The sequence below is a fragment of the Nocardioides sp. Leaf374 genome (assembly GCF_916862475.1).
In the GTDB taxonomy this organism is placed as follows: domain Bacteria; phylum Actinomycetota; class Actinomycetes; order Propionibacteriales; family Nocardioidaceae; genus Nocardioides; species Nocardioides kribbensis.
Genome location: NZ_CAKASO010000006.1, coordinates 1 through 20,329 on the forward strand (window position 1 = coordinate 1; position 20,329 = coordinate 20,329).

Below are 20,329 nucleotides of genomic sequence, written 5' to 3' on the forward strand. Positions count from 1 at the left end.
GGCGCCACGGCCCGGCTCTGGGCCGCCCGTCGCGCCGCCCGCGAGGCGCACCGCACCTCCACCCGGGTCCTGGAGACGTGCGAGCGGCTCGCCGCCGAGCTCGCGGCCGGGCGGCCGCCGGTGCTGGCCCTCGGCCACGCCGCCCAGGAGTGGGCGGCCCTCTCCCCGGTCGCCGAGAGCCTGCGCCTGGGCACCGACGTCGCCGAGGCGTGGCGCACGGTCGCGCGGCAGCCGGGCGCCGGTGACCTGCGCCTGCTGGCCGCGGCGTGGCAGGTCGCCCACCGCACCGGTGTGGGTCTGGCCGCCGCCGTCGACCGGGTCGCCGTCGACCTGCGCGCCGTGCGCTCCACCGAGCGGGTGGTCCGCGGCGAGCTCGCCTCGGTGCGGGCCACCGTCAAGCTCGTCGCCGCACTGCCGCTCCTCGCGCTCGCCATGGGGTCGGGTGCCGGCGGCGACCCCTGGGGCTTCCTGCTCGGCGAGCCGGTCGGCCTGGCCTGCCTGGCCGCCGGCGTGACCTGCGCCCTGGCCGGTGTGGCCTGGGTCGAGGCCATCGCCCGGTCGGTGGAGCAGGGCCGGTGACGCCCGGGCTCCTCGCGGCCCTCGCCGCAGCGGCGGCGGTGGCGCTGCTGCTGCCGAGCCCGGCGCGGCCTCCCGACCCGTGCTCCGGCGACGCGTGGGGCGGCCCCGCAGGCACCGCTGCGGCCGCCGGCGGCGCGTCCGGCTTGGGCTGGCTGCACCGCCACCGTCTGCTCTGTTCGCTCCTCGGCGCCGTCGGGGCCTGGGCCTTCGTGTCCGGCACGGCCGGCGCCGTGCTGGCCCCGGCCGTGGGCGCGGCGGTGTGGGTCGGCGTCGGACGCGCCGAGCCGGCGCCCGCCCGACGCGAGCGCGAGGCGGTGAGGCGCGAGCTGCCCCACCTCGTGGCGCTCGTGGGCTCCGCGCTGGGGGCCGGGGCCTCTCCGGGGGCCGCCGTGGAGCTCGCGACCGCTGCGCTCCCGGGGCCCGCCGCCGAGCGTCTGGAGCCGGCGGTGCACCGCCTGCGCCTGGGCCTCGACCCGGGCGAGGTCTGGCGCCTCGTCACCGCCGACGCCGACCTGGCCCCTCTGGGCCGGGCCCTGGGCCGGGCCCACGAGACGGGCGCCCCGGTGGTCGCCGCCGTCGAGCGGCTCGCGGAGGAGCTGGCGCGCTCCGCCCGGGCCGACGTGGAGGACCGCGCCCGGGCCGTCGGCGTCCGGGCGGCTGCCCCGCTGGGGCTGTGCCTGCTGCCGGCCTTCCTCCTCGTCGGGATCGTGCCGGTGGTCGCGGGCCTGCTCGAGAGCCTCGCGTGGTGAGCGACCTGACCACCAACCGTGCACACGCCCACCCTGTGGCTTGGCCCTCCACAGGCTCGGCCGCGGGCCGCACCGCCAGGGGTCGGCGGCGGCAGGGTCGAGACACGGCGCCGCGCCCGCGGCGCCACGACGCGAGGAGAGAGATGACCACGACCGCCGAGCACCACACGGCCCCTGCCGGCCCAGTCCCCGGCCCCGCCGCCAGCACCGCCGCCAGCACCGCAGCCGGCAACGCCGCCGGCAACGCCGCTGCCTCTGGCACCCCCGCCCCGACGCCTCGCCCGCCCCGGGCCCTCCGCCTGGCGCGCCCGGGCGTCGACCGCCCCGGCCCGTGGCCGGTCTCGCGGACCGGCCGCCGTCGCCGGCCGGCGCTCTACGCCGTGCCCGGCACCCGTCCGGACGCCGCGTCCCCGGCAGCGTCCCCGGCGGGGCCCCCGGCAGACACCCGCGCTGCGGCCCCCGAGGCGGGCATCACCACCGCGGAGTACGCCGTCGGCACCGCTGCGGGCGCCGGCCTGGCCGGGCTGCTCTACAAGATGCTGACCGGTGGCTTCGGCGACCAGCTGCTCACCCGGCTCTTCGATCACGTGCTCGGGCTGCTGGGCATCGGATGAGCCGGGAGCCGTCGCCCCGACGCGGCGAGCGCGGCGCCGTGACCGCCGAGGCCGCGATGGTCCTGCCGGCCATGGTGGCCGTGACCGCGGCCCTCGTGTGGGTGCTCTCGCTGGTGCTGGGCCAGGTCCGCGTGGTCGACGCGGCCCGGGAGGGAGCGCGGGTGGCGGCGCGGGGCGACGGCGAGGCGGCTGCGGTGGCAGCGGCGCGCCGGGTGGCCCCGAGCGGCGCCACCGTCTCGGTGGTCCGCTCGGGTGACACCGTCACCGTCACCGTCACCGCGCGACTCGACGGCCCGGGGGGAGTCGTCGGGTCGCTGCCGGGTGCGGAGGTGGCCGCCGATGCGGTCGCCGCGGTGGAGGTGGGCGTGTGACCGTCCCGGTCACGAGGCCCGCCGGCGGGCCGGCCGCGCCCGAGCGGGGGGAGCGGGTGGAGCGGGGGGAGCGCGGTCAGCGCGGTGCGGCCACGGTGCTCGGCGTCGCCCTGCTCGGGGTGCTGCTCCTGGTGGCGGCGGCGCTGGGCACGGTGGGGGCGGTGTTCGCCGCGCACCGCTCGGCCCAGGCCGCCGCCGATCTCGCTGCGCTCGCCGGGGCCGGCGCCCTGCAGCAGGGCGCGGACGCCTGCTCCGCGGCCGCCCGGGTGGCGGGCGACAACGGCGCCGAGGCCGTGCGGTGCACGGTCACGGGCTCCGAGGTGGAGGTCGAGGCGCTGGTGCGCGGGCCGCGGTGGCTGGGCCGGTCCGCCGATCCCGTGGGCGTCGCCCGCGCGGGCCCGGCCTGACGCGGGCGCTGCGGTCGTGGCCGGTCTCAGGCCCCGGCGGCGGACCCGTCGGGGTCGGCGCCGGTGAGCAGCAGGTCGAGCAGCCGGCCCGCTGCGGCCTTGTCGAGCGGGTTGTTCTGGTTGCCGCACTTGGGCGACTGCACGCAGGAGGGGCAGCCGTCGGCGCACTCGCAGGTCGCGATGGTCTCGCGGGTCGCGGTCAGCCACGCCCGGGCGGCGTGGAAGCCCCGCTCGGCGAAGCCGGCCCCGCCCGGGTGGCCGTCGTGCACGAAGACCGTCAGCTCGCCGGTGTCGGGGTGCATCGCGGTCGACACACCGCCGATGTCCCAGCGGTCGCACGTCGCGAAGAGCGGCAGCAGGCCGATCGAGCAGTGCTCGGCGGCGTGGGCGGCCCCGGGCAGGTCGTCGGCGGCCAGGCCCGCCGCGGCCAGGGTCGTGGCGGGCACGGTCCACCACACCGCGGTGGTGCGCAGCGCCCGCTCGGGCAGGTCGAGCAGCTCCTCCCCGACGACGTCGCCCCCGGGCTGGCGGCGCTTGAGGAAGGAGACGACCTGCTGCGACACGTCGACCTCGCCCACGCTGAGCCGGCACGGCCCCCAGGTGCGGTGACCCCGCTCGGCGACGATCGAGATGTCGGTGACCTCGCGCGCGGAGGTGGAGTAGTCGGGGTCGGCGCGGTGGATGACGGCGACGTGCTCCTCGAGGTCGAGGGAGTCGACCAGCCAGGTCTCGCCGCGGTGCACGTAGACCGCTCCGGGGTGGGCCGTGCCGTGGGCGCTGGAGGCGTCGACCGTGCCGACGACGCGACCGGTGCCGGCCTCGACGAGCGAGACCGGCGCGCCGCCGGTGGAGCGGATGTCGGCCAGGTCGGCCGCGCGGCGCGCGTCGGTCCAGTACCAGCCGCGGGGGCGGCGACGCAGCAGCCCGCCGGCGACCAGCTGGTCGAGCACGCCGCGCGTGGTGGGGCCGAAGAGGTCCAGCTCGTCGGCGGTGAGCGGAGCCTCCTGGGCGGCGGCGCACAGGTGGGGGGCCAGGACGTAGGGGTTGCCCGGGTCGAAGACGCTGGCCTCGACGGGGGCCCCGAAGAGGGCGTCGGGGTGGTGCACGAGGTAGGTGTCGAGCGGGTCGTCGCGGGCCACGAGCACCCCGACGGCGTCCTGGGCGCCGCGCCCGGCCCGGCCCACCTGCTGCCACAGGGCGGCGCGGGTGCCGGGGAAGCCGGCCATCAGCACCGCGTCGAGGCCGCTGACGTCGATGCCGAGCTCGAGGGCGTTGGTGGCGGCCAGTCCGCACAGTGACCCGTCGCGCAGCGCGGTCTCGATGGCGCGGCGCTCCTCGGGAAGATAGCCGCCGCGGTAGGCCGCGACCCGGCGGGCCAGGGACGGCTCGACCTCGGCGACCAGGGCGGCCGCGGTCATCGCCACCTGCTCCGACCCCCGTCGCGACCGCACGAAGGCCAGCGTGCGCACGTCGTCGACCACCAGGTCGGCGAGCAGGTCGGCGACCTCCGAGGAGGCGGCGCGGCGCACCGGGGCGCCGTTCTCGCCGGTGTGGGAGGTCAACGGCGGCTCCCACAGCGCCACCGACACCCGACCCCGCGGCGACCCGTCGTCGGTGACCGGCTCCACGTCGAGCCCGGTGAGGCGGTGGGCGGCGGCCGCCGGGTCGGCCACCGTGGCCGAGGCCAGCACGAAGGTCGGGTCGGCGCCGTGCAGGGCGCACACGCGTCGCAGCCGGCGCAGCACGTGCGACACGTGCGCGCCGAACACGCCGCGGTAGTGGTGGCACTCGTCGACCACGACGTAGCGCAGCGAGCCGAGGAATCCGGCCCAGCGGGCGTGGCCCGGGAGCATCGAGCGGTGCAGCATGTCGGGGTTGGTGAGGAGGTACTCCCCGTGCTCGCGGGCCCAGTCGCGCTGGTCGCGGCCGCTGTCGCCGTCGTGGGTCGTGGCGCGCACGTCGAGCCCCAGCGAGCGCAGCGAGGTCAGCTGGTCCTGGGCGAGCGCCTTGGTCGGGGCGACGTAGAGCACGCCCGCGCCGCGCTGTCCCCGGCTGCCCCGCGACTCGCGCACCGCGGTCAGCGCCGGCAGCTGGTAGGCCAGCGACTTGCCCGACGCCGTGCCGGTGGCGACGACCACGTGCCGCCCGGCCCGCACGGCCTCGGCGGCCTCGCCCTGGTGGCTCCACAGCCGCTCGACTCCGCGCGCCTCGAGCGCGCCCCGCACGTCGGACGCGACCCAGGTCGGCCACGGGGCGTGGCGCGGATCGCGCGCGGCGAGCTCCTCGACGTGGGTCAGGCGGTCCTCGCGGCCCGGCACCGCGGCGAGGCGGTCGACCAGACCGGCTCGGGGGCGCAGGGGGAGGGCGGCGGTCATGGATCCGAGTGTCCCAGGGTCCACCGACAGCCCCGCAGGGCCGGGCGGCGCGGACCGGTGGCGGCCGTCGCGGGGGCCTTCGTGCCACTGTCCGGGAGCGGCCAGGGCGCTGCGTCGGGGCGCAGCGCGGCGCGGGCGTCCGACCTTTACCCTTTTTGTGCGCCGGGGCCGCGAGCGTGGTTTCATATGGCTGGCCGAGTGTCATGGCGTCGCCCGCCCTCACGAGGTCCGCCAGCTCGACTGGCACGGATTCCGCAGGCCGACATGGGAGTAGACGTGGACCTCACTCTTGCGACGCGCGACGTCGATGGGAAGACCATCGTTGCCGTCGGTGGCGAGATCGACGTCTACACCGCCCCCAAGCTGCGCGACAAGATCACCGAGCTGGTCGCCGCCGGCACCTACGACCTCGTGGTCGACATGGAGGCCGTCGAGTTCCTCGACTCCACGGGCCTCGGCGTGCTCGTCGGCGGGCTGAAGAAGGTCCGGGCCCACGACGGCTCGCTGCACCTCGTGTGCACCCAGGACCGTCTGCTGAAGATCTTCCGGATCACCGGGCTGGCCAAGGTCTTCATGATCCACGACAGCGCCGACGACGCGCTGGCCGCCAGCTGACCGGTCCTCAGGACCGACCGCCGGCCCCTCCCCTCCTCGCTGAGGAGCACCGGACCCGACCACCGTGGGGCCCGGCCGCGACCCGCGCCCCGGGCCGACACGTGTGACCCACGACACACAGTCGTGCGGTGAAGGGCGTCGGCGTGCGTAGACTCCGGCTCGTCCGTGAGACGCAGATCACGTTCCTGCGCCTGATCGTTCACTCCACCGCTCGCTCACCCAGCACGTAGGAGGAATCAGATGACGGGGATCCGACCCTTGGTCGTGGAGCTCTCCGGCGGCAACCTCGTCCTGGTCGTCATCGTTGCCCTCGTCGCGCTCGGTGCGCTGGCGATGGCGGCGATGTTCCGCCGGGAGGTCCTCGCCGCCGGTGAGGGCACCGCCAGCATGCAGACCATCGCCCAAGCCGTGCAGGAGGGCGCCAACGCCTACCTCACCCGACAGTTCCGGACGTTGGCGATCTTCGCCGCCGTCGCCTTCTTCGCCCTGCTGCTGCTGCCCGCGGACGACACGGTGGTGCGGATCTTCCGCTCGGTCTTCTTCGTCGTGGGAGCCGGCTTCTCCGCCACCGTCGGCTACCTGGGCATGAACCTCGCGGTGCGGGCCAACCTGCGCGTCGCCGCCGCGGCCGAGACCTCGGGCCGCGAGCCGGCGATGACGATCGGGCTGCGCACCGGGGCCATGGTCGGCATGCTGACCGTCGGCCTGGGCCTGCTGGGCGCGAGCCTGGTGGTGCTCTTCTTCCAGGACGAGGCCCCCGACGTCCTGGAGGGCTTCGGCTTCGGGGCCGCCCTGCTCGCGATGTTCATGCGCGTGGGCGGCGGCATCTTCACCAAGGCCGCCGACGTCGGCGCCGACCTGGTGGGCAAGGTCGAGAACAACATCCCCGAGGACGACCCGCGCAACGCCGCCACCATCGCCGACAACGTCGGCGACAACGTGGGCGACTGCGCCGGCATGGCCGCCGACCTCTTCGAGTCCTACGCCGTGACGCTCGTGGCGGCCCTCATCCTGGGCTCGCAGGCCTTCGGCGACCAGGGGCTGGTCTACCCGCTGCTCATCCCGGCCATCGGGGCCCTCACCGCGGTGGCGGGGGTCTACCTCACCCGCCCCAAGGCCGGCGAGAACGGCCTCACCACCATCAACCGGTCCTTCTACCTCTCCTCGGGCATCGCCGCCGTGGCCAGCGTGCTCCTCTCCTACGTCTACCTGCCCGGCAGCTTCGCGGAGTTCGCCAACATCGCCCCCGACCTGGCCCAGGCCGACGGCGACCCGCGCTTCATCGCCTCGGCCGCCGTCGTCATCGGCATCGTGATGTCGGCCGGCATCCTGGCCCTCACCGGCTACTACACCGGCACCGAGTTCCGCCCGGTCAAGGACGTCGGCAAGACCTCCCTCACGGGCGCGGCCACCGTCATCCTCTCGGGCCTCTCGGTCGGCTTCGAGTCGGCCGTCTACACCACGCTGGTCATCGGGGCGGCGGTCTTCGGGGCCTACCTGCTCGGCGGAGCCGCGCTCACGGTGTCGCTCTTCGCGGTGGCGCTGGCCGGCACGGGCCTGCTGACCACGGTCGGCGTCATCGTCGCCATGGACACCTTCGGCCCGGTCTCCGACAACGCCCAGGGCATCGCGGAGATGTCCGGCGACGTCAGCGAGGAGGGGGCGCAGATCCTCACCGAGCTCGACGCGGTCGGCAACACCACGAAGGCCATCACCAAGGGCATCGCGATCGCCACGGCCGTGCTCGCCGCGACCGCGCTCTTCGGGTCCTACGCCACCTCGGTCTTCGAGTCCCTGGCCGACGCCGACCCGAGCCTGGAGGAGGCCAACCTCCTCGACTTCAGCGTCTTCAACCCCGCCGTCCTCGTCGGTGTGCTGCTCGGCGCCGCGGTGGTCTTCCTCTTCTCCGGCCTGGCCATCAACGCGGTCGCCCGTGCGGCCGGCGCGGTCGTCTACGAGGTGCGCCGCCAGTTCCGCGACATCCCCGGGATCATGGAGGGCACCGGACGCCCGGAGTACGGCAAGGTCGTCGACATCGTCACCAAGGACTCCCTGCGCGAGCTCGTCACGCCGGGCATCCTCGCGGTGTTGGCCCCGATCGCCGTCGGCTTCGGGCTGGGCGCGACCGCCCTGGCCGGCTTCCTCGCGGGCGCCATCGGCACGGGCACGCTGATGGCGGTCTTCCTGGCCAACGCCGGCGGGGCCTGGGACAACGCCAAGAAGCTCGTCGAGGACGGCCACCACGGCGGCAAGGGCTCCGAGGCCCACGCCGCCACCGTCATCGGCGACACCGTCGGCGACCCCTTCAAGGACACCGCCGGCCCGGCGATCAACCCGCTGATCAAGGTGATGAACCTCGTCTCCCTGCTCATCGCCAGCGCGGTGGTCTCCCTCAGCGTGGGCAAGGACCAGAACGACGTCCTGCGCGTCGCGATCGCGGTCGCCGCCGTCGTCGTCATCGCGGTCGCGGTCTACATCTCCAAGCAGCGCGAGACCGCCATGGGCGACGAGCCGGCGCCGCCGAGCGCGCCACCGCCGCCCCCGACCGACGGTTACGTCGACCCGACGCCCACCGTCCAGCGCGAGCTGTGAGCACCGACCCGCCCGGTCCCCGACCGGGCGGGTCGCTCTCGTCGGGGCCTACGCTCGCCTGCGTGAGCGACCTTCCCCACCTCCTGCGCGAGGCCCTCGTCAGGGCCGACTTCACCTACGACGCCGTGGCCGGCCTGCTGGGTCGCCAGGCCCACGACGCCCTGGCCCGCAACGAGACGACCCCGGGGCTGCTCGCGACGGGCGACGGCTCGCCGCTGGCGACCCTGGTGCGCCTCTTCCTGCTCCAGACCGCCGTCTCGCGCGACGCCGCGGAGCGCGCGCTGCCGGGGCTGCTCGACGCGATGGCGGCGCAGGGTCTGGTCGAGCAGTCGGTGGGCGAGGTCGCGGCGCGCCTCGACGTGCGCCCCTACGCCACCGACCACGCCGACGAGACCGCGCACCTGTGGGTCGTCAGCGACCTCACGCCGGGTCTCGACGGCCTGCCGCAGCGCGTCGGCGGCGACCACGTGCTCGGGATCAGCCCGGCCTCGACCTCCCTGGCCCAGCTCACCCTGCGCGAGGAGGTCGGCCGCAGCCTCGACCTCGGCACTGGGTGCGGGGTGCAGGCGCTGCACCTCGCGCGCCACAGCGGCCGCGTCGTCGCCACCGACGTCAACGCCAAGGCCCTGCGCCTGACCCGCTTCAACGCCGCGCTCAACGACGTCGCCGACCGCGTCGACGTGCGCGACGGGTCCTTCTTCGAGCCCGTCGCGGGGGAGCGCTTCGACCTGATCGCCACCAACCCGCCCTTCGTCATCAGCCCCGCCACCGGCGAGCGGCTGGTCTACCGCGACTCCGGTCTGCCCGGTGACCGGGTGGTGGAGGACATCGTGCGGGCCGCCCCCGACCACCTCACCGCGGGCGGCTGGTGCCAGGTGCTGGCCAACTGGGTCATCGCCCGCGACACGCCGTGGGACGAGCGCCTCGCCGGCTGGGTGGCCGACGACTGCGACGCGCTGGTGGTGCAGCGCGAGGTCCTCGACCCCGCGGCCTACGTCGAGCTGTGGCTCAAGGACGCCGGGCAGCACCCGAGCACCGGCGGCGCGAGCGCCGAGGACTACCGGCGTCGTTACGACACCTGGCTGTCGTGGTTCGACGAGCAGGGGGTCGAGGCCGTCGGCTTCGGCTGGATCAACCTGCGCCGCGGGGCGTCGGCCGCGCCGGACACCGCCGCGCGGACGCTGCTGGACTGGCCCTACGAGGTCGAGCAGCCGGTGGCGCCCGCCGTGCGCGACTGGGGCCGGGCCGCCGACGTCGTCGTCGAGGCCGGCAGCCGACTCGTGCTGCGCGTCGACGTGCTCCAGGAGACCGTCGGCGCGCCGGGCGCGGAGGATCCCGAGACCATCGTGCTGCGCCAGCAGCGCGGGCTGCGTCGCGCGCGCAAGGTCGACACCGTCGAGGCCGCCCTGGCGGGAGCCTGCGACGGCGAGCTGAGCATCGGCCAGATCCTCGACGCGGTCGCCGACCTGCTCGACCGCGACGCGGCCGACCTGCGCGCGCAGTACCTCCCCGTGGTCGCCGAGCTCGTCCGCGAGGGGTTCCTCGTCGCCTGAGCGCCCGGTCAGGCGGCCTCGCGCGCCTCGCGAGCCCGCTCGCGCAGCCGCGTCAGACGGACCCGGGTCGCGGCCGTGAGCAGGTCGGGCCTGCCCAGCGGCAGCAGGTGGGGCGCCTCCCGCGGTCGTTCGCGCCCCTCAAGGTCGCCCCACCGCAGGCCCACGAGGGCCCGCCGGACCAGCCCGCCGACCGCAGCGGGCGAGCCGGGCAGGGCGAGGGCGTCCTGGACCATCGTCAGGCGCAGCGACCCGTGGGGGTGGAACCACCCGTTGGCCCGGCCCACGGCCCAGCACAGCCCCCCGGCGAGGTGCGCGGCCGACCGCGCGCCCGTGACGACCTCCGGCTCCAGGACGCTCAGCGCCACCAGGGCCCGTCGCAGGGCGTAGGACGACTCGACGTCGAGGTGCGCGGCGGCCACGGCGTCGAGGAGCTCCCCGACTCCCTCGGCGCGGCGCCGGAGGGGCAGGTCCTCGAGGGTGTCGGGCAGATCGGTGCCGTCGTCGTCCAGCGGGAGGTCGTCGAGGGCCTCCAGGGCCTCGCGCCCCCCGCAGACCCGCTCCAGCCAGGCCTGCACCTGCTCGTGCGCCGGCGGGGGTGGGGGAGGCGGTGGCGGCAGGGGCCGCCGCTCCTGGTCGTGCCGCCGCGCGACGTGCTCCCAGTCGGTGTGCTCCACCGGCTCGCTCCAGGCGTCGACCAGGCGGCCGTCGACGAGCACCAGGTGGGTCAGGCGGTGCTCACCGACCCCTCCGGGCCGCGGGTGGCGCGGCGCCGCGGACGGCTCGAACCAGCCCTGCCGTCGGTCGCTCTCCCAGATGTCGGGGTCCTGCACGGGGTCCTCCCAGGCTGTCGTCGGTGTCGGAGGGACCACGCTGGCACGCCGCGCCGACCCTCCGCAGCGCTCGTCCACAGGGCCCCGGCGTACGGGGCCGGGAGCTGTGGAGGAGGGCGCGGCGCGGCCGCGGGCCGGCGGGGCCTCGTGCGGACCGCGGCGGGGATCGTGGGGGTCACGCGCTACCGTGAGCCGCCGTGGGCCCCGTCTGGTGGCCCTCGTGCATCCCCCGAGCTCAGAACGGCTGGTCGCGTGGCACACAAGTTGGTGATCGTCGAGTCCCCGGCGAAGGCCCAGAAGATTGGTGGCTTCCTCGGCCGGGGCTACGTCGTGGAGTCCTCGGTCGGTCACATCCGCGACCTGCCCCAGAGCGCCGCCGACACCCCGGCGAAGATCAAGGACAAGCCCTGGGGCCGTCTCGCCGTCGACGTCGAGAACGGCTTCGAGCCGCACTACGTCGTGCCGCAGCGCCAGCGCGAGCAGGTGCGCAAGCTCAAGGGCCTGCTCAAGGAGGCCGACGAGCTCTACCTCGCCACCGATGAGGACCGCGAGGGCGAGGCCATCGCGTGGCACCTGCTCGACGAGCTGAAGCCGAAGAACATCCCCGTCAAGCGCATGGTCTTCCACGAGATCACCGAGCCGGCCATCCTCGCGGCCGCCGAGAACCCCCGCGACCTCGACATGGACCTCGTCGAGGCCCAGGAGGCCCGACGCATCCTCGACCGGCTCTACGGCTACGAGGTCTCGCCGGTGCTGTGGAAGAAGGTCATGTCGGGCCTGTCGGCCGGGCGGGTGCAGTCGGTGGCGACCCGGCTGGTCGTCGACAAGGAGCGCGAGCGGATGGCCTTCGGCGTCGCGTCCTACTGGGACCTCGAGGGCACCTTCGACGCCGGCAGCAAGCACGAGCAGCGGATGTTCCCGGCCAAGGTGCACTCCGTCGACGGCTCCCGGGTGGCCCGCGGCTCCGACTTCGGGCAGGACGGCGTGCTGAAGTCGAGCGCCCAGGGCAAGGTCGTCCACCTCGACCGCGCCGCCGCCGAGGCCCTGTCCTCGGCGCTGCAGGAGACCTCCTTCGAGGTCCGCTCGGTCGAGTCCAAGCCCTACCGTCGCTCTCCCTACGCGCCCTTCCGCACCACGACGCTGCAGCAGGAGGCCAGCCGCAAGCTCGGCTTCAGCGCCTCCTCGACGATGTCGGTGGCCCAGCGGCTCTACGAGAACGGCTTCATCACCTACATGCGCACCGACTCCTCGACCCTCTCGGGCGGGGCGATCGACGCGGCGCGGGCCCAGGTGCGCGAGCTCTACGGCACCGACTACCTCCCCGACGCCCCCCGGGTCTACGCCGGCAAGGTGAAGAACGCCCAGGAGGCGCACGAGGCGATCCGCCCGGCGGGCGACACCTTCCGCACCCCGGCTCAGACCGGTCTGACCGGCGACCAGTTCCGTCTCTACGAGCTGATCTGGATGCGCACCGTCGCCTCGCAGATGAAGGACGCCGTCGGCAACACCGTCACGGTGCGCCTGGGCGGCGCGGCCGACACCGGCCAGGACGTCGTCTTCTCCGCCTCCGGCCGCACCATCACCTTCCACGGCTTCCTCAAGGCCTACGTCGAGGGCACCGACGAGGGCGCGGCCAAGGACGACGCCGAGACCCGCCTGCCCAACCTCAGCGAGGGCGACGCGCTCAGCGCCGCCTCGCTCTCCGCCTCCGGCCACGAGACCAAGCCCCCGGCCCGCTACACCGAGGCCACGCTGGTCAAGGAGCTGGAGGAGCGCGAGATCGGGCGTCCCTCGACCTACGCCGCGATCATCAAGACCATCACCGACCGTGGCTACGTCTACAAGAAGGGCACCGCGCTCGTGCCGGCGTGGCTGGCCTTCTCGGTCGTGCGACTGCTCGTGGAGCACTTCCCGCGCCAGATCTCCTACGAGTTCACCGCCGAGATGGAGGACGTGCTCGACGAGATCGCGGCGGGCCGCAAGGACCGCAACACCGAGCTCGGCGAGTTCTACTACGGCAGCGGCGACGTGGTCGGCCTCAAGCGGCTCGTCGACGAGCTCGGCGACATCGACGCCCGCGAGCTGGCGACCTTCCCCGTGGGCGGGCCCGACTCCGGCATCCACCTGCGCGTGGGCCGCTACGGGCCCTACCTCGAGGGCCCCGACGACGAGGGCAACCCGGTCGGCAAGCGCGCCAACGTGCCCGACGACCTCCCGCCCGACGAGCTGACGCTGGAGAAGGCCACCGAGCTCTTCGCCAACCCCGCGGGCGAGGAGATCCAGCTCGGCGTGCACCCCGAGACCGGTCTGCAGGTCGTGGCCAAGAACGGCCGCTTCGGGCCCTACGTCACCGAGGCGCTGCCCGAGGATGCCAAGAAGAGCGCCAAGCCCCGCACGGGCTCGCTGTTCAAGACCATGTCGCTCGACACGATCACCCTCGACGACGCCGTGCGCCTGCTCTCGCTGCCCCGCGTGGTGGGCGTGGGCGAGGACGGCGAGGAAATCACGGCGCAGAACGGCCGCTACGGGCCCTACCTGAAGAAGGGCAGCGACTCGCGCTCGCTGACCGCGGAGGAGCAGCTCTTCACCGTCACCCTCGACGAGGCGCTGAAGATCTACGCCCAGCCCAAGCAGCGCGGACGTGCCGCCGCGGCCCCGCCCCTCAAGGAGCTCGGCGACGACCCGGTCTCGGGCCAGCCGGTCGTGGTGAAGTCGGGCCGCTTCGGGGAGTACGTCACCGACGGGGAGTACAACGCCACCCTGCGCAAGGACGACTCGGTGGAGGCCATCACCCTCGAGCGCGCCGCCGAGCTGCTGGCCGAGCGCCGCGAGCGGGGGCCGGCCAAGAAGGCGGCCAAGAAGGGCGCGAAGAAGGCCCCGGCGAAGAAGACGGCGGCCAAGACCGCCGCCAAGAAGACGACCGCCAAGAAGACCGCGACCAAGACCGCCGCCAAGAAGACGGCGACCAAGACCGCCGCCAAGAAGACCGCGACCAAGACCGCCGCCAAGAAGGCCACGACGTCGACCACGACGACCACCGCGAAGAAGGCGGCGACGAAGGCGACGGCCGAGAAGGCCTGATCGGCGTGGACCGGCGTCGGCGGCTGTCGGCCCGGACACGTAGGTTCCTCGCGTGAGCTCTCCCGGCGTCTTCTCCCCCCGCGGCGTCTTCGTCTGCCTCGAGGGCGGCGAGGGGTCGGGCAAGTCGACCCAGTCGGCGCTGCTGCGCGCCTGGCTGGAGGAGGCCGGCCACACCGTGGTGTCGACGTTCGAGCCCGGTGACACCCCGGTCGGGCGCGAGCTGCGCCGCATCGTGCTCAGCCCCGAGACCGGTGCCCTCTCCGACCGCACCGAGGCTTTGCTCTACGCCGCCGACAAGGCCGAGCACGTCGACACCGTGGTGCTGCCGGCCCTCGAGCGCGGCGAGGTAGTCGTCACCGACCGGTACGTCGACTCCACGCTGGCCTACCAGGGCGCGGGGCGCACCCTGCCGGTCGCGGAGGTGGAGCGGGTCGCGCGGTGGGCCACCGGCGACCTGAGGCCCCACCTGACCGTGGTGCTCGACCTCGAGCCGGCCGCGGGGCTGGGCCGCTTCGAGGGTCGCGACCGCATCGAGGGCGAGTCGCTGGACTTCCACGAGCGGGTGCGCGCGGCCTTCACGACGATGGCCGCGGCCGACCCCGAGCACTACCTCGTCCTCGACGCGCGCGCCGACCGCGACGAGATCGCCGCCGCGGTGCGCCGCCGCGTCGAGCCGCTGCTGGTGCAGGCGGTGCGGGCATGACCGTCTGGGAGCAGCTGGTCGGCCAAGCCCGTGCGGTCGAGGCCCTGCAGACCGCGGCCGCGGGCCACGGCATGAGCCACGCCTGGCTGTTCACCGGCCCGCCAGGGTCGGGTCGCTCCAACGCCGCCGTCGCCTTCGCCGCGGCCCTGCAGTGCGACCGCGCCCCGGAGCAGGCCGGCTGCGGGCAGTGCCACCAGTGCCACACGGTGCTGGCCGGGTCGCACGCCGACGTGGCGGTCATCCGCACCCAGAAGCTCTCGATCGGTGTCGACGAGGTCCGCGACCTGGTGCGCCGGGCCGCGCTGTCCCCGGTGGGCCGGCGCTGGCAGATCCTGGTGGTCGAGGACGCCGACCGCCTCACCGACCAGGCGTGCAACGCCCTGCTCAAGGCGATCGAGGAGCCCACCGACCGCACGGTGTGGATGCTGTGCGCCCCCACCGTCGACGACGTGCTGCCGACCATCCGCTCGCGCTGCCGGCTGCTGACCCTCACCACCCCGACGGCCCGCGACGTCGCGGCCTTCCTCGAGCGCACCGACGGCGTGGCCCCCGACCTCGCGGCCTACGCCGCCCGCGCCAGCCAGGGTCACATCGGCCGGGCCCGGGCGCTGGCGCGCGACGAGGGCACCCGCGCCCGCCGCCACGAGGTGGTCTCCCTGGCGCGCCGGGTCACGTCGCTGGGCGCGGCCATGCGGGCCGCCGGGGAGCTCGCCCAGGTCGCCAAGGACGAGGCGGAGGTGCAGACCGGCGACCTCGACGCCCGCGAGCGCAGCGACCTCGACGCCTCCTACGGCGTGGTCGAGCGCGGCCGCCGCCCGCGCGAGTACGGCCCGGCACTCGCCGCCCTGGAGAAGGGGCAGAAGACCCGCGCCAAGCGGCGTCACCTCGACGTCGTCGACCGGGGCCTCATGGACCTCGTCTCGGTCTACCGCGACGCGATCGCGCTCGCCTCGGGTGCGCCCGGCGACCTGGTCAACGAGGACATCCGCGCCGACGTGGAGGAGATCGTGCGCACCTCCAGCCCCGAGCACAACCTGCGCCGGATCGCCGCGATCTTCGAGGCGCGCGAGCAGATGCTGGAGTTCAACGTGCCGCCGGCCTTGGCGCTGGAGGCCATGATGGTCGCCCTGCAGGCGCCCGAGGGGAGCAGTCGATGAGCCCGTCCACCACCCGCATCGTCGCGATCGTGCTGGCGGTGGTGCTCGTGCTGGGCGCGGCCGGCGTCGCGATCGGCTACGGCCTCTCGGCCCGCGACGGCGACGACTCCGCCGACGGTCCCGAGCGCGCGGGCCCCGCGCCCACGTCGACGCCGTCGGCCGACGCCACCGAGCCGCCCGACCCCGCGCTCGCGGCGTACTACGGGCAGAGCATCGACTGGGCGGCCTGTGAGGACGACGACGACATGGAGTGCGCCTCGCTCACCGTGCCCGTCGACTACGCCGAGCCCGACGGCGAGACCATCGACCTGCGGCTGCTGCGCGACCCCGCCGACGAGCCCGGCCAGCGGGTCGGCTCGCTCGTGGTCAACCCCGGCGGACCCGGCTCGCCCGGCACCTCCTACGCCGCGGCCGGCACCCAGGCCTTCCGCCAGCCGCTGCTCGACGCCTTCGACATCGTCGGCTTCGACCCGCGCGGCACCGGCGGCTCCGACCCGGTCGACTGCCTCTCCGACGACGAGCTCGACGCCTTCCTCGCCGCCGACCCCGACCCCGACGACGCGGCCGAGGAGCAGGCGCTGGTCGAGGACCTCGACGGCTTCTTCGCCGGCTGCGTCGAGCGCTCCGACGCCCTGGTGGGCCACGTGACGACCGTCGAGGCCGCCCGCGACATGGACGTGCTGCGCGCCGCGCTGGGCGAGACCACGCTGACCTACCTCGGCGCCTCCTACGGCACCAAGCTCGGCGCGACCTACGCCGAGCTCTTCCCCCAGCGGGTGGGCCGCCTGCTGCTCGACGGCGCCGTCGACGTCTCGCTGAGCACCCGCGAGTCGTCGCTGGGCCAGGCGCGCGGCTTCGAGACCGCCCTGCGCGCCTACGTCGAGGACTGCGTGTCCGGCGACGACTGCCCGCTCGGCGGCTCGGTCGAGGAGGGTCTCGCCACGATCACCGACCTGCTCGACGACATCGACGCCCAGCCGCTGCCGACCTCCGACGACCGCGAGCTCACCGTCGGCAGCGCCTTCTACGGCGTCGTGACCCCGCTCTACGTGCGCGACTACTGGCCGCTGCTGACCCAGGGCCTCGAGCAGGCCCTCGACGGCGACGGCACGACGCTGATGCTGCTCGCCGACGCCTACGCCTCGCGTGACTCCTTCAGCGGCGACTACCTCAACAACTCCGCCGAGGCCATCTACGCCATCAACTGCCTCGACGACCCCACCGCCCTGGCCCCCGAGGACGTCCCGGCGCAGTACGCCGACTTCGAGGAGGCCTCGCCGACCTTCGGGCGGGTCTTCGCGTGGGGCCTGGTGGGCTGCGCGGGCATCGAGGTCGAGGCCTCCGAGCCCGCCCCGCAGATCGACGGGGCGGGCGCGGCGCCCATCGTGGTCGTCGGCACGACCCGTGACCCGGCGACGCCCTACGAGTGGGCGCAGGCGCTGGCCGAGCAGCTCGACTCGGGGGTGCTCGTCACCCGCGACGGCGACGGCCACACCGGCTACAACTCCGGCAACGAGTGCGTCGACACCGCGGTCGAGGACTACCTGGTCGAGGGGACCGTGCCCGACGACGGGCTCGAGTGCTGAGGCAGTCCCGCTGACCTCAGCGGCGGTGGATCGGCTCGGCCACGGCGCGGATGCGCGCCGTGGCCAGCTCGATCATCAGTCGCGCGGCCGGTGACAGCACCGCGTCGGCGCGGTGCACCACGGCGAAGGTGTCGAACTGGCGCGGGCGCAGCGAGACCCACCCGGCGTCGGGCGCGAGGCGGGGGAGCAGCTGCTCGGCGGCACCGCGCGGGATGACGGTGTCGGCCAGGCCCATCCCGACCAGCTCGACGGCGGTCTCGATGTCCTCGACCTCGATGCGGGTCTGCGGGTTGCGGCCGGTCTCGTGCAGCATCTGGCGCAGCGTCTGCCGGGTGGAGTCGACGGCGCGGTAGGTCGTCTCGGGCATCACCAGGGAGGCCTGCGACAGGCGGTGGGCCGTGACCGGGGTGGTGAGCCGCTCGGGGTCGGCGCTGACGTAGACCAGCTCCTCGCGCGCCACCGGCGTCACGCTCATGCCCTCGCTGGAGACGTTGTGCACCGCGAGCATCGCGGCCTCCAGCCGGCCGCGGCGCAGGTCCTCCTGCACCTCGGTGGAGTTCTGCCCGATGAGCTCGACGCGCACCCCGGGGTAGCGGGCCAGGACGTCGGCGACCAGGCCGGCCCCGGCGTAGAGGCGGGCGATGCCGAACATGCCGAAGCGGATGGTGCCGGTCTCGAAGGACTTCACCCCCTGCACGGCCTTCTGGGTCTCGTCGAGGGCGGCGAGCACGCGCTCGGCGTGGGGCCGCATCTCGTCGGCCACGGTCGTGGGCACGACGCCGCGCCCGACGCGCCGGAACAGCTGCACCCCCAGCGACCTCTCCAGGGTGCGGATCTGCTCGGAGACCGACGGCTGGGCGTACCCCAGGCGCTCGGCGGCGCGGGTCAGCGAGCCCTCCTCGTAGGCGGCGAGGAAGCATGTGAGCTGGTGCACACTGAGCACAAGGTGCAGCCTATGGCATCTGATGGGAGGTGGTCCTACCCCTATGGCCGGGTGCGACAGAGAATTGATTCACCACCTCACCCGATGCCTCAGGAAGGACCCGCCGTGCTCACCCACCTCTGCAGCGCCTGCGACAAGCGCCAGCTCATCTTCCCCTCCCAGATCACCGCGGTCGCCGACTCCGACCACGGCGTCCTGGCCACCTTCACCTGCTGGTGCGGCGCCGAGCAGACCGCCCCGCTCGACCTCGTGCCGAGCCGTGCGCGCGGCGAGAAGGTCCTCGCCGCCTGAGGCGATTTCGGCGCCTGCCGGGTCCGTCCGTATACTTCGGCGGGTTGTCCGGCCTCGGTCCCTGACCGATCCGGCAGCGCGCCGCCTTAGCTCAGTCGGTAGAGCGTCTCACTCGTAATGAGAAGGTCGTCGGTTCGATTCCGACAGGCGGCTCCACCACAAGCCCCTGACCTGCAGTGATGCGGTCGGGGGCTTCGTCGTTCCCGGGCCGTGAGGGGACAACTCAACAGAAACTCCGTGGAGTCCCTGCCCCCCACGTGTTTGTGAGGCCGACCGGCTGCGTGTCCGTCCGATCTGTGGTGCTGCGTCCTGGGTAACGACACGGCGACAGAACACCCAGATGATGGCGACCCCACCAGGTTGGTTTCCCGACGCCCAGGACCAGAGCATCGTGCGGTGGTGGGACGGCCAGCAGTGGACCGGCCACACCCAGCCGCTCGTGACCCCTCCGCCGGGGCAGGGGTTTGTCACAGCGCGCGAAGCCCAGGCTGGTTGTGATTGGGCCGCGGCCGCTGATCGAAACAACTCCCACGCGGCCCGACCGCGCTTCCTGCCGGCGGCGCTGCGGGCGAGCTTTAAGTAGCCTGAGCCCGTCAGGCTGCTCAACGCTAGGCGCTGGCTCCGAGCGTCGCTGAACCCAGGGGTGACGGCACCGTTCGAAGTCGGTCCAGCCGCCAGGGGACGACCGCCCGCCACGGTCGGTCGTCCCGAAAACGGCCTGTCAGACGTTCAACTCAGCGTGCCCGACCTTTGGCCGGACCGCGCACTCTCGGCGGCATAGACGTGCGCAAGTCCGATCTGGCCCTAACGAGGTGAGCGATGTCAGCTGCAGCGGCATTGAGTGCTTCCCCCGCATCCAGGCGCAGTTCGGCTTCCACACACCAACCGGTAGACACCGCCGACTCCCGGAGCAGCACTCTGAGATTCACATGACCGTCGTGTGTGGCCTGAATGCGAAGGTCACCCTCGATGGATTCGTAGTACCGACTGCCGTTCCATCCTCGCCAGTCGGTGGCCAGCTCATTGAAGTAGCGGGCCAGACTCGTGAACCCCTCGTCGTAGCCCTCGTACACCCGCCTTGTTGCGCGGAGATCCAGATCTTCCAGGGTGACGGACAGGTACTGGGCCGGAACTGTCATCACCGGGTCCGAGTCCGGGACAGAGAAAATCATCTTCATCGGCCCCTCAGCCAAGACAACAGCGTCTATCCTGACAGCATGCCTGAGGGTTCTCGCTCATCGGTAAGGCGAGTGCGGTTCGAGGTACGCGCCGACGCGGTAATTCGGGCCAGGTCTGGTGACACCGCCTCGTGCAGCAGCCCCCTACGTCTGGCCATCGCGGTGTGGATCGAGCGTAGGTACCACCGCCAGCGCCCCCAGGACTCACTCGACGGGTTGACCCCCATCGAGTACGAGCACAAGATCACCACCAAGACCGCAGCTGCGGCCTAACCGAACCTGTCACCAACGGCTGCATCACGCCACTTGGCGGCAGCAAGATGCACTGACACCACCCTGGGGGTCACCGTGACAACACAGCCAAGAGTGACACTCGACGGCGTTGAGTTTGACGCCGGTCGCTTGTCCCTCGACGGCCGGCAGTTCCCGACCCAGTTTCGAGGTCGGCCCATCTCACGCGTGGACGGCCCGCCCGACGCATCAAGGGGTGCGGCTCCGAGCCACAGCTGGCGGCTGCTGAGCACGAACGCGCCGGGTGAAGCGGAGGCTGCCACGTTCGGGGCTCCTGCAGAAGACGGGTCGGGCGACTGGTGGCTATTGCACCTCGTAAGACAGGGCGAGAGCTGGCGCGGGGTGATCGGGTGGCCTGAGGCTCCGCGGCTGGACCCAACGGCAGTAGGGCAACTGCTGAAGCTTGATCTGCTG

Annotated in this window: 18 protein-coding genes, 1 tRNA gene and 1 pseudogene; 16 read left to right on the forward strand and 4 right to left on the reverse strand. The window is 73.9% G+C overall.

Features of this window, described 5'->3' with window-relative positions:
* From LPA27_RS04195 to LPA27_RS04215, 5 genes are all read left to right on the forward strand, one after another.
* The coding region (locus LPA27_RS04195) for a type II secretion system F family protein (RefSeq protein ID WP_228941616.1) at positions 1–579 on the forward strand (579 nt) is incomplete at its 5' end.
* The gene (locus tag LPA27_RS04200) at positions 576–1,328 is read left to right on the forward strand and encodes a type II secretion system F family protein (protein WP_228941617.1); all 753 of its coding nucleotides are present in this window, start codon (positions 576–578) and stop codon (positions 1,326–1,328) included. The genes LPA27_RS04195 and LPA27_RS04200, both read left to right, overlap by 4 nt.
* A 143-nt stretch (positions 1,329–1,471) precedes the next feature.
* On the forward strand, positions 1,472–1,942 hold the full coding sequence (locus tag LPA27_RS04205; RefSeq protein ID WP_228941618.1) for a DUF4244 domain-containing protein: 471 nt from the start codon (positions 1,472–1,474) through the stop codon (positions 1,940–1,942).
* Positions 1,939–2,313 (forward strand): TadE family protein, encoded by a 375-nt coding sequence (locus tag LPA27_RS04210; RefSeq protein ID WP_056863196.1) that lies wholly within the window; start codon positions 1,939–1,941, stop codon positions 2,311–2,313. Before LPA27_RS04205 ends, LPA27_RS04210 begins: the two co-directional genes overlap by 4 nt.
* Positions 2,310–2,720 carry an Rv3654c family TadE-like protein gene (locus tag LPA27_RS04215; RefSeq protein ID WP_165699028.1) on the forward strand — a complete coding sequence of 137 codons (411 nt, stop codon included), beginning with the start codon at positions 2,310–2,312 and terminating at the stop codon, positions 2,718–2,720. Before LPA27_RS04210 ends, LPA27_RS04215 begins: the two co-directional genes overlap by 4 nt.
* 26 nt (positions 2,721–2,746) lie before the next feature.
* On the opposite strand, the gene LPA27_RS04220 is transcribed toward LPA27_RS04215, so the two are convergent.
* Positions 2,747–5,095, reverse strand: a complete 2,349-nt coding sequence (locus LPA27_RS04220) for a DEAD/DEAH box helicase (RefSeq protein WP_228941619.1) — start codon at positions 5,093–5,095, stop codon at positions 2,747–2,749.
* 276 nt (positions 5,096–5,371) lie between these two features.
* On the opposite strand from LPA27_RS04220, the gene LPA27_RS04225 reads away from it, so the two are divergent.
* From LPA27_RS04225 to LPA27_RS04235, 3 genes are all read left to right on the forward strand, one after another.
* The gene (locus tag LPA27_RS04225; RefSeq protein WP_056863198.1) at positions 5,372–5,710 is read left to right on the forward strand and encodes an anti-sigma factor antagonist; all 339 of its coding nucleotides are present in this window, start codon (positions 5,372–5,374) and stop codon (positions 5,708–5,710) included.
* A 240-nt stretch (positions 5,711–5,950) separates the two neighbouring features.
* On the forward strand, positions 5,951–8,302 hold the full coding sequence (locus tag LPA27_RS04230) for a sodium-translocating pyrophosphatase (protein WP_228941620.1): 2,352 nt from the start codon (positions 5,951–5,953) through the stop codon (positions 8,300–8,302).
* Between the two features lie 62 nt (positions 8,303–8,364).
* Positions 8,365–9,855, forward strand: coding sequence for a DUF7059 domain-containing protein (locus tag LPA27_RS04235; protein ID WP_228941621.1), 1,491 nt, complete (start codon positions 8,365–8,367; stop codon positions 9,853–9,855).
* A gap of 8 nt (positions 9,856–9,863) precedes the next feature.
* Here LPA27_RS04235 and LPA27_RS04240 read toward each other — a convergent pair whose 3' ends face one another.
* Positions 9,864–10,685 carry a hypothetical protein gene (locus LPA27_RS04240; RefSeq protein WP_228941622.1) on the reverse strand — a complete coding sequence of 274 codons (822 nt, stop codon included), beginning with the start codon at positions 10,683–10,685 and terminating at the stop codon, positions 9,864–9,866.
* 252 nt (positions 10,686–10,937) lie between these two features.
* Between LPA27_RS04240 and topA the strand changes: the two genes are divergently transcribed.
* The 4 genes from topA to LPA27_RS04260 are packed head-to-tail and all read left to right on the forward strand — an operon-like array spanning position 10,938 to position 17,212.
* The gene (gene topA / locus LPA27_RS04245) at positions 10,938–13,766 is read left to right on the forward strand and encodes a type I DNA topoisomerase (protein ID WP_228941623.1); all 2,829 of its coding nucleotides are present in this window, start codon (positions 10,938–10,940) and stop codon (positions 13,764–13,766) included.
* Between the two features lie 52 nt (positions 13,767–13,818).
* The gene (gene tmk, locus LPA27_RS04250) at positions 13,819–14,469 is read left to right on the forward strand and encodes a dTMP kinase (protein ID WP_228941624.1); all 651 of its coding nucleotides are present in this window, start codon (positions 13,819–13,821) and stop codon (positions 14,467–14,469) included.
* Positions 14,466–15,626 (forward strand): DNA polymerase III subunit delta', encoded by a 1,161-nt coding sequence (locus tag LPA27_RS04255; protein ID WP_193665915.1) that lies wholly within the window; start codon positions 14,466–14,468, stop codon positions 15,624–15,626. Before tmk ends, LPA27_RS04255 begins: the two co-directional genes overlap by 4 nt.
* Complete coding sequence (locus LPA27_RS04260; RefSeq protein ID WP_228941625.1) at positions 15,623–17,212, forward strand: alpha/beta hydrolase; 1,590 nt, start codon at positions 15,623–15,625, stop codon at positions 17,210–17,212. The genes LPA27_RS04255 and LPA27_RS04260 overlap by 4 nt, the downstream gene beginning before the upstream one ends.
* Positions 17,213–17,228: 16 nt before the next feature.
* On the opposite strand, the gene LPA27_RS04265 is transcribed toward LPA27_RS04260, so the two are convergent.
* Positions 17,229–18,155: a LysR family transcriptional regulator gene (locus tag LPA27_RS04265; RefSeq protein ID WP_056863206.1), complete on the reverse strand. Its 927-nt coding sequence runs from the start codon at positions 18,153–18,155 to the stop codon at positions 17,229–17,231.
* A gap of 105 nt (positions 18,156–18,260) precedes the next feature.
* Here LPA27_RS04265 and LPA27_RS04270 point away from each other — a divergent pair, with 105 nt between their 5' ends.
* From LPA27_RS04270 to LPA27_RS19380, 3 genes are all read left to right on the forward strand, one after another.
* Positions 18,261–18,446 carry a hypothetical protein gene (locus LPA27_RS04270; RefSeq protein ID WP_056863207.1) on the forward strand — a complete coding sequence of 62 codons (186 nt, stop codon included), beginning with the start codon at positions 18,261–18,263 and terminating at the stop codon, positions 18,444–18,446.
* Positions 18,447–18,526: 80 nt separating this feature from the next.
* Positions 18,527–18,602, forward strand: a tRNA-Thr gene (locus tag LPA27_RS04275).
* Positions 18,603–18,789: 187 nt separating this feature from the next.
* Entirely contained in the window at positions 18,790–19,029 is a 240-nt protein-coding gene (locus tag LPA27_RS19380) for a DUF2510 domain-containing protein (RefSeq protein WP_416383228.1), read from the forward strand.
* 151 nt (positions 19,030–19,180) lie between these two features.
* Here the strand turns inward: LPA27_RS19380 and LPA27_RS04280 are convergent, their stop codons facing one another.
* Entirely contained in the window at positions 19,181–19,624 is a 444-nt protein-coding gene (locus tag LPA27_RS04280) for a DUF6228 family protein (protein WP_228941626.1), read from the reverse strand.
* A 144-nt stretch (positions 19,625–19,768) separates the two neighbouring features.
* On the opposite strand from LPA27_RS04280, the pseudogene LPA27_RS04285 reads away from it, so the two are divergent.
* Positions 19,769–19,897: pseudogene (locus LPA27_RS04285) on the forward strand (IS3 family transposase); the annotation flags it as partial.
* Positions 19,898–20,329 lie beyond the last annotated feature (432 nt).

Bases quoted from the DNA above. Each gene is read 5' to 3' on its own strand.
- LPA27_RS04210 (WP_056863196.1), top strand. From the start codon at position 1,939: ATGAGCCGGGAGCCGTCGCCCCGACGCGGCGAGCGCGGCGCCGTGACC.
- LPA27_RS04220 (WP_228941619.1), bottom strand. From the start codon at position 5,095: ATGACCGCCGCCCTCCCCCTGCGCCCCCGAGCCGGTCTGGTCGACCGC.
- LPA27_RS04255 (WP_193665915.1), top strand. From the start codon at position 14,466: ATGACCGTCTGGGAGCAGCTGGTCGGCCAAGCCCGTGCGGTCGAGGCC.
- LPA27_RS04280 (WP_228941626.1), bottom strand. From the start codon at position 19,624: ATGAAGATGATTTTCTCTGTCCCGGACTCGGACCCGGTGATGACAGTT.
- LPA27_RS19380 (WP_416383228.1), top strand. From the start codon at position 18,790: ATGGCGACCCCACCAGGTTGGTTTCCCGACGCCCAGGACCAGAGCATC.
- LPA27_RS04230 (WP_228941620.1), top strand. From the start codon at position 5,951: ATGACGGGGATCCGACCCTTGGTCGTGGAGCTCTCCGGCGGCAACCTC.
- LPA27_RS04205 (WP_228941618.1), top strand. From the start codon at position 1,472: ATGACCACGACCGCCGAGCACCACACGGCCCCTGCCGGCCCAGTCCCC.
- LPA27_RS04260 (WP_228941625.1), top strand. From the start codon at position 15,623: ATGAGCCCGTCCACCACCCGCATCGTCGCGATCGTGCTGGCGGTGGTG.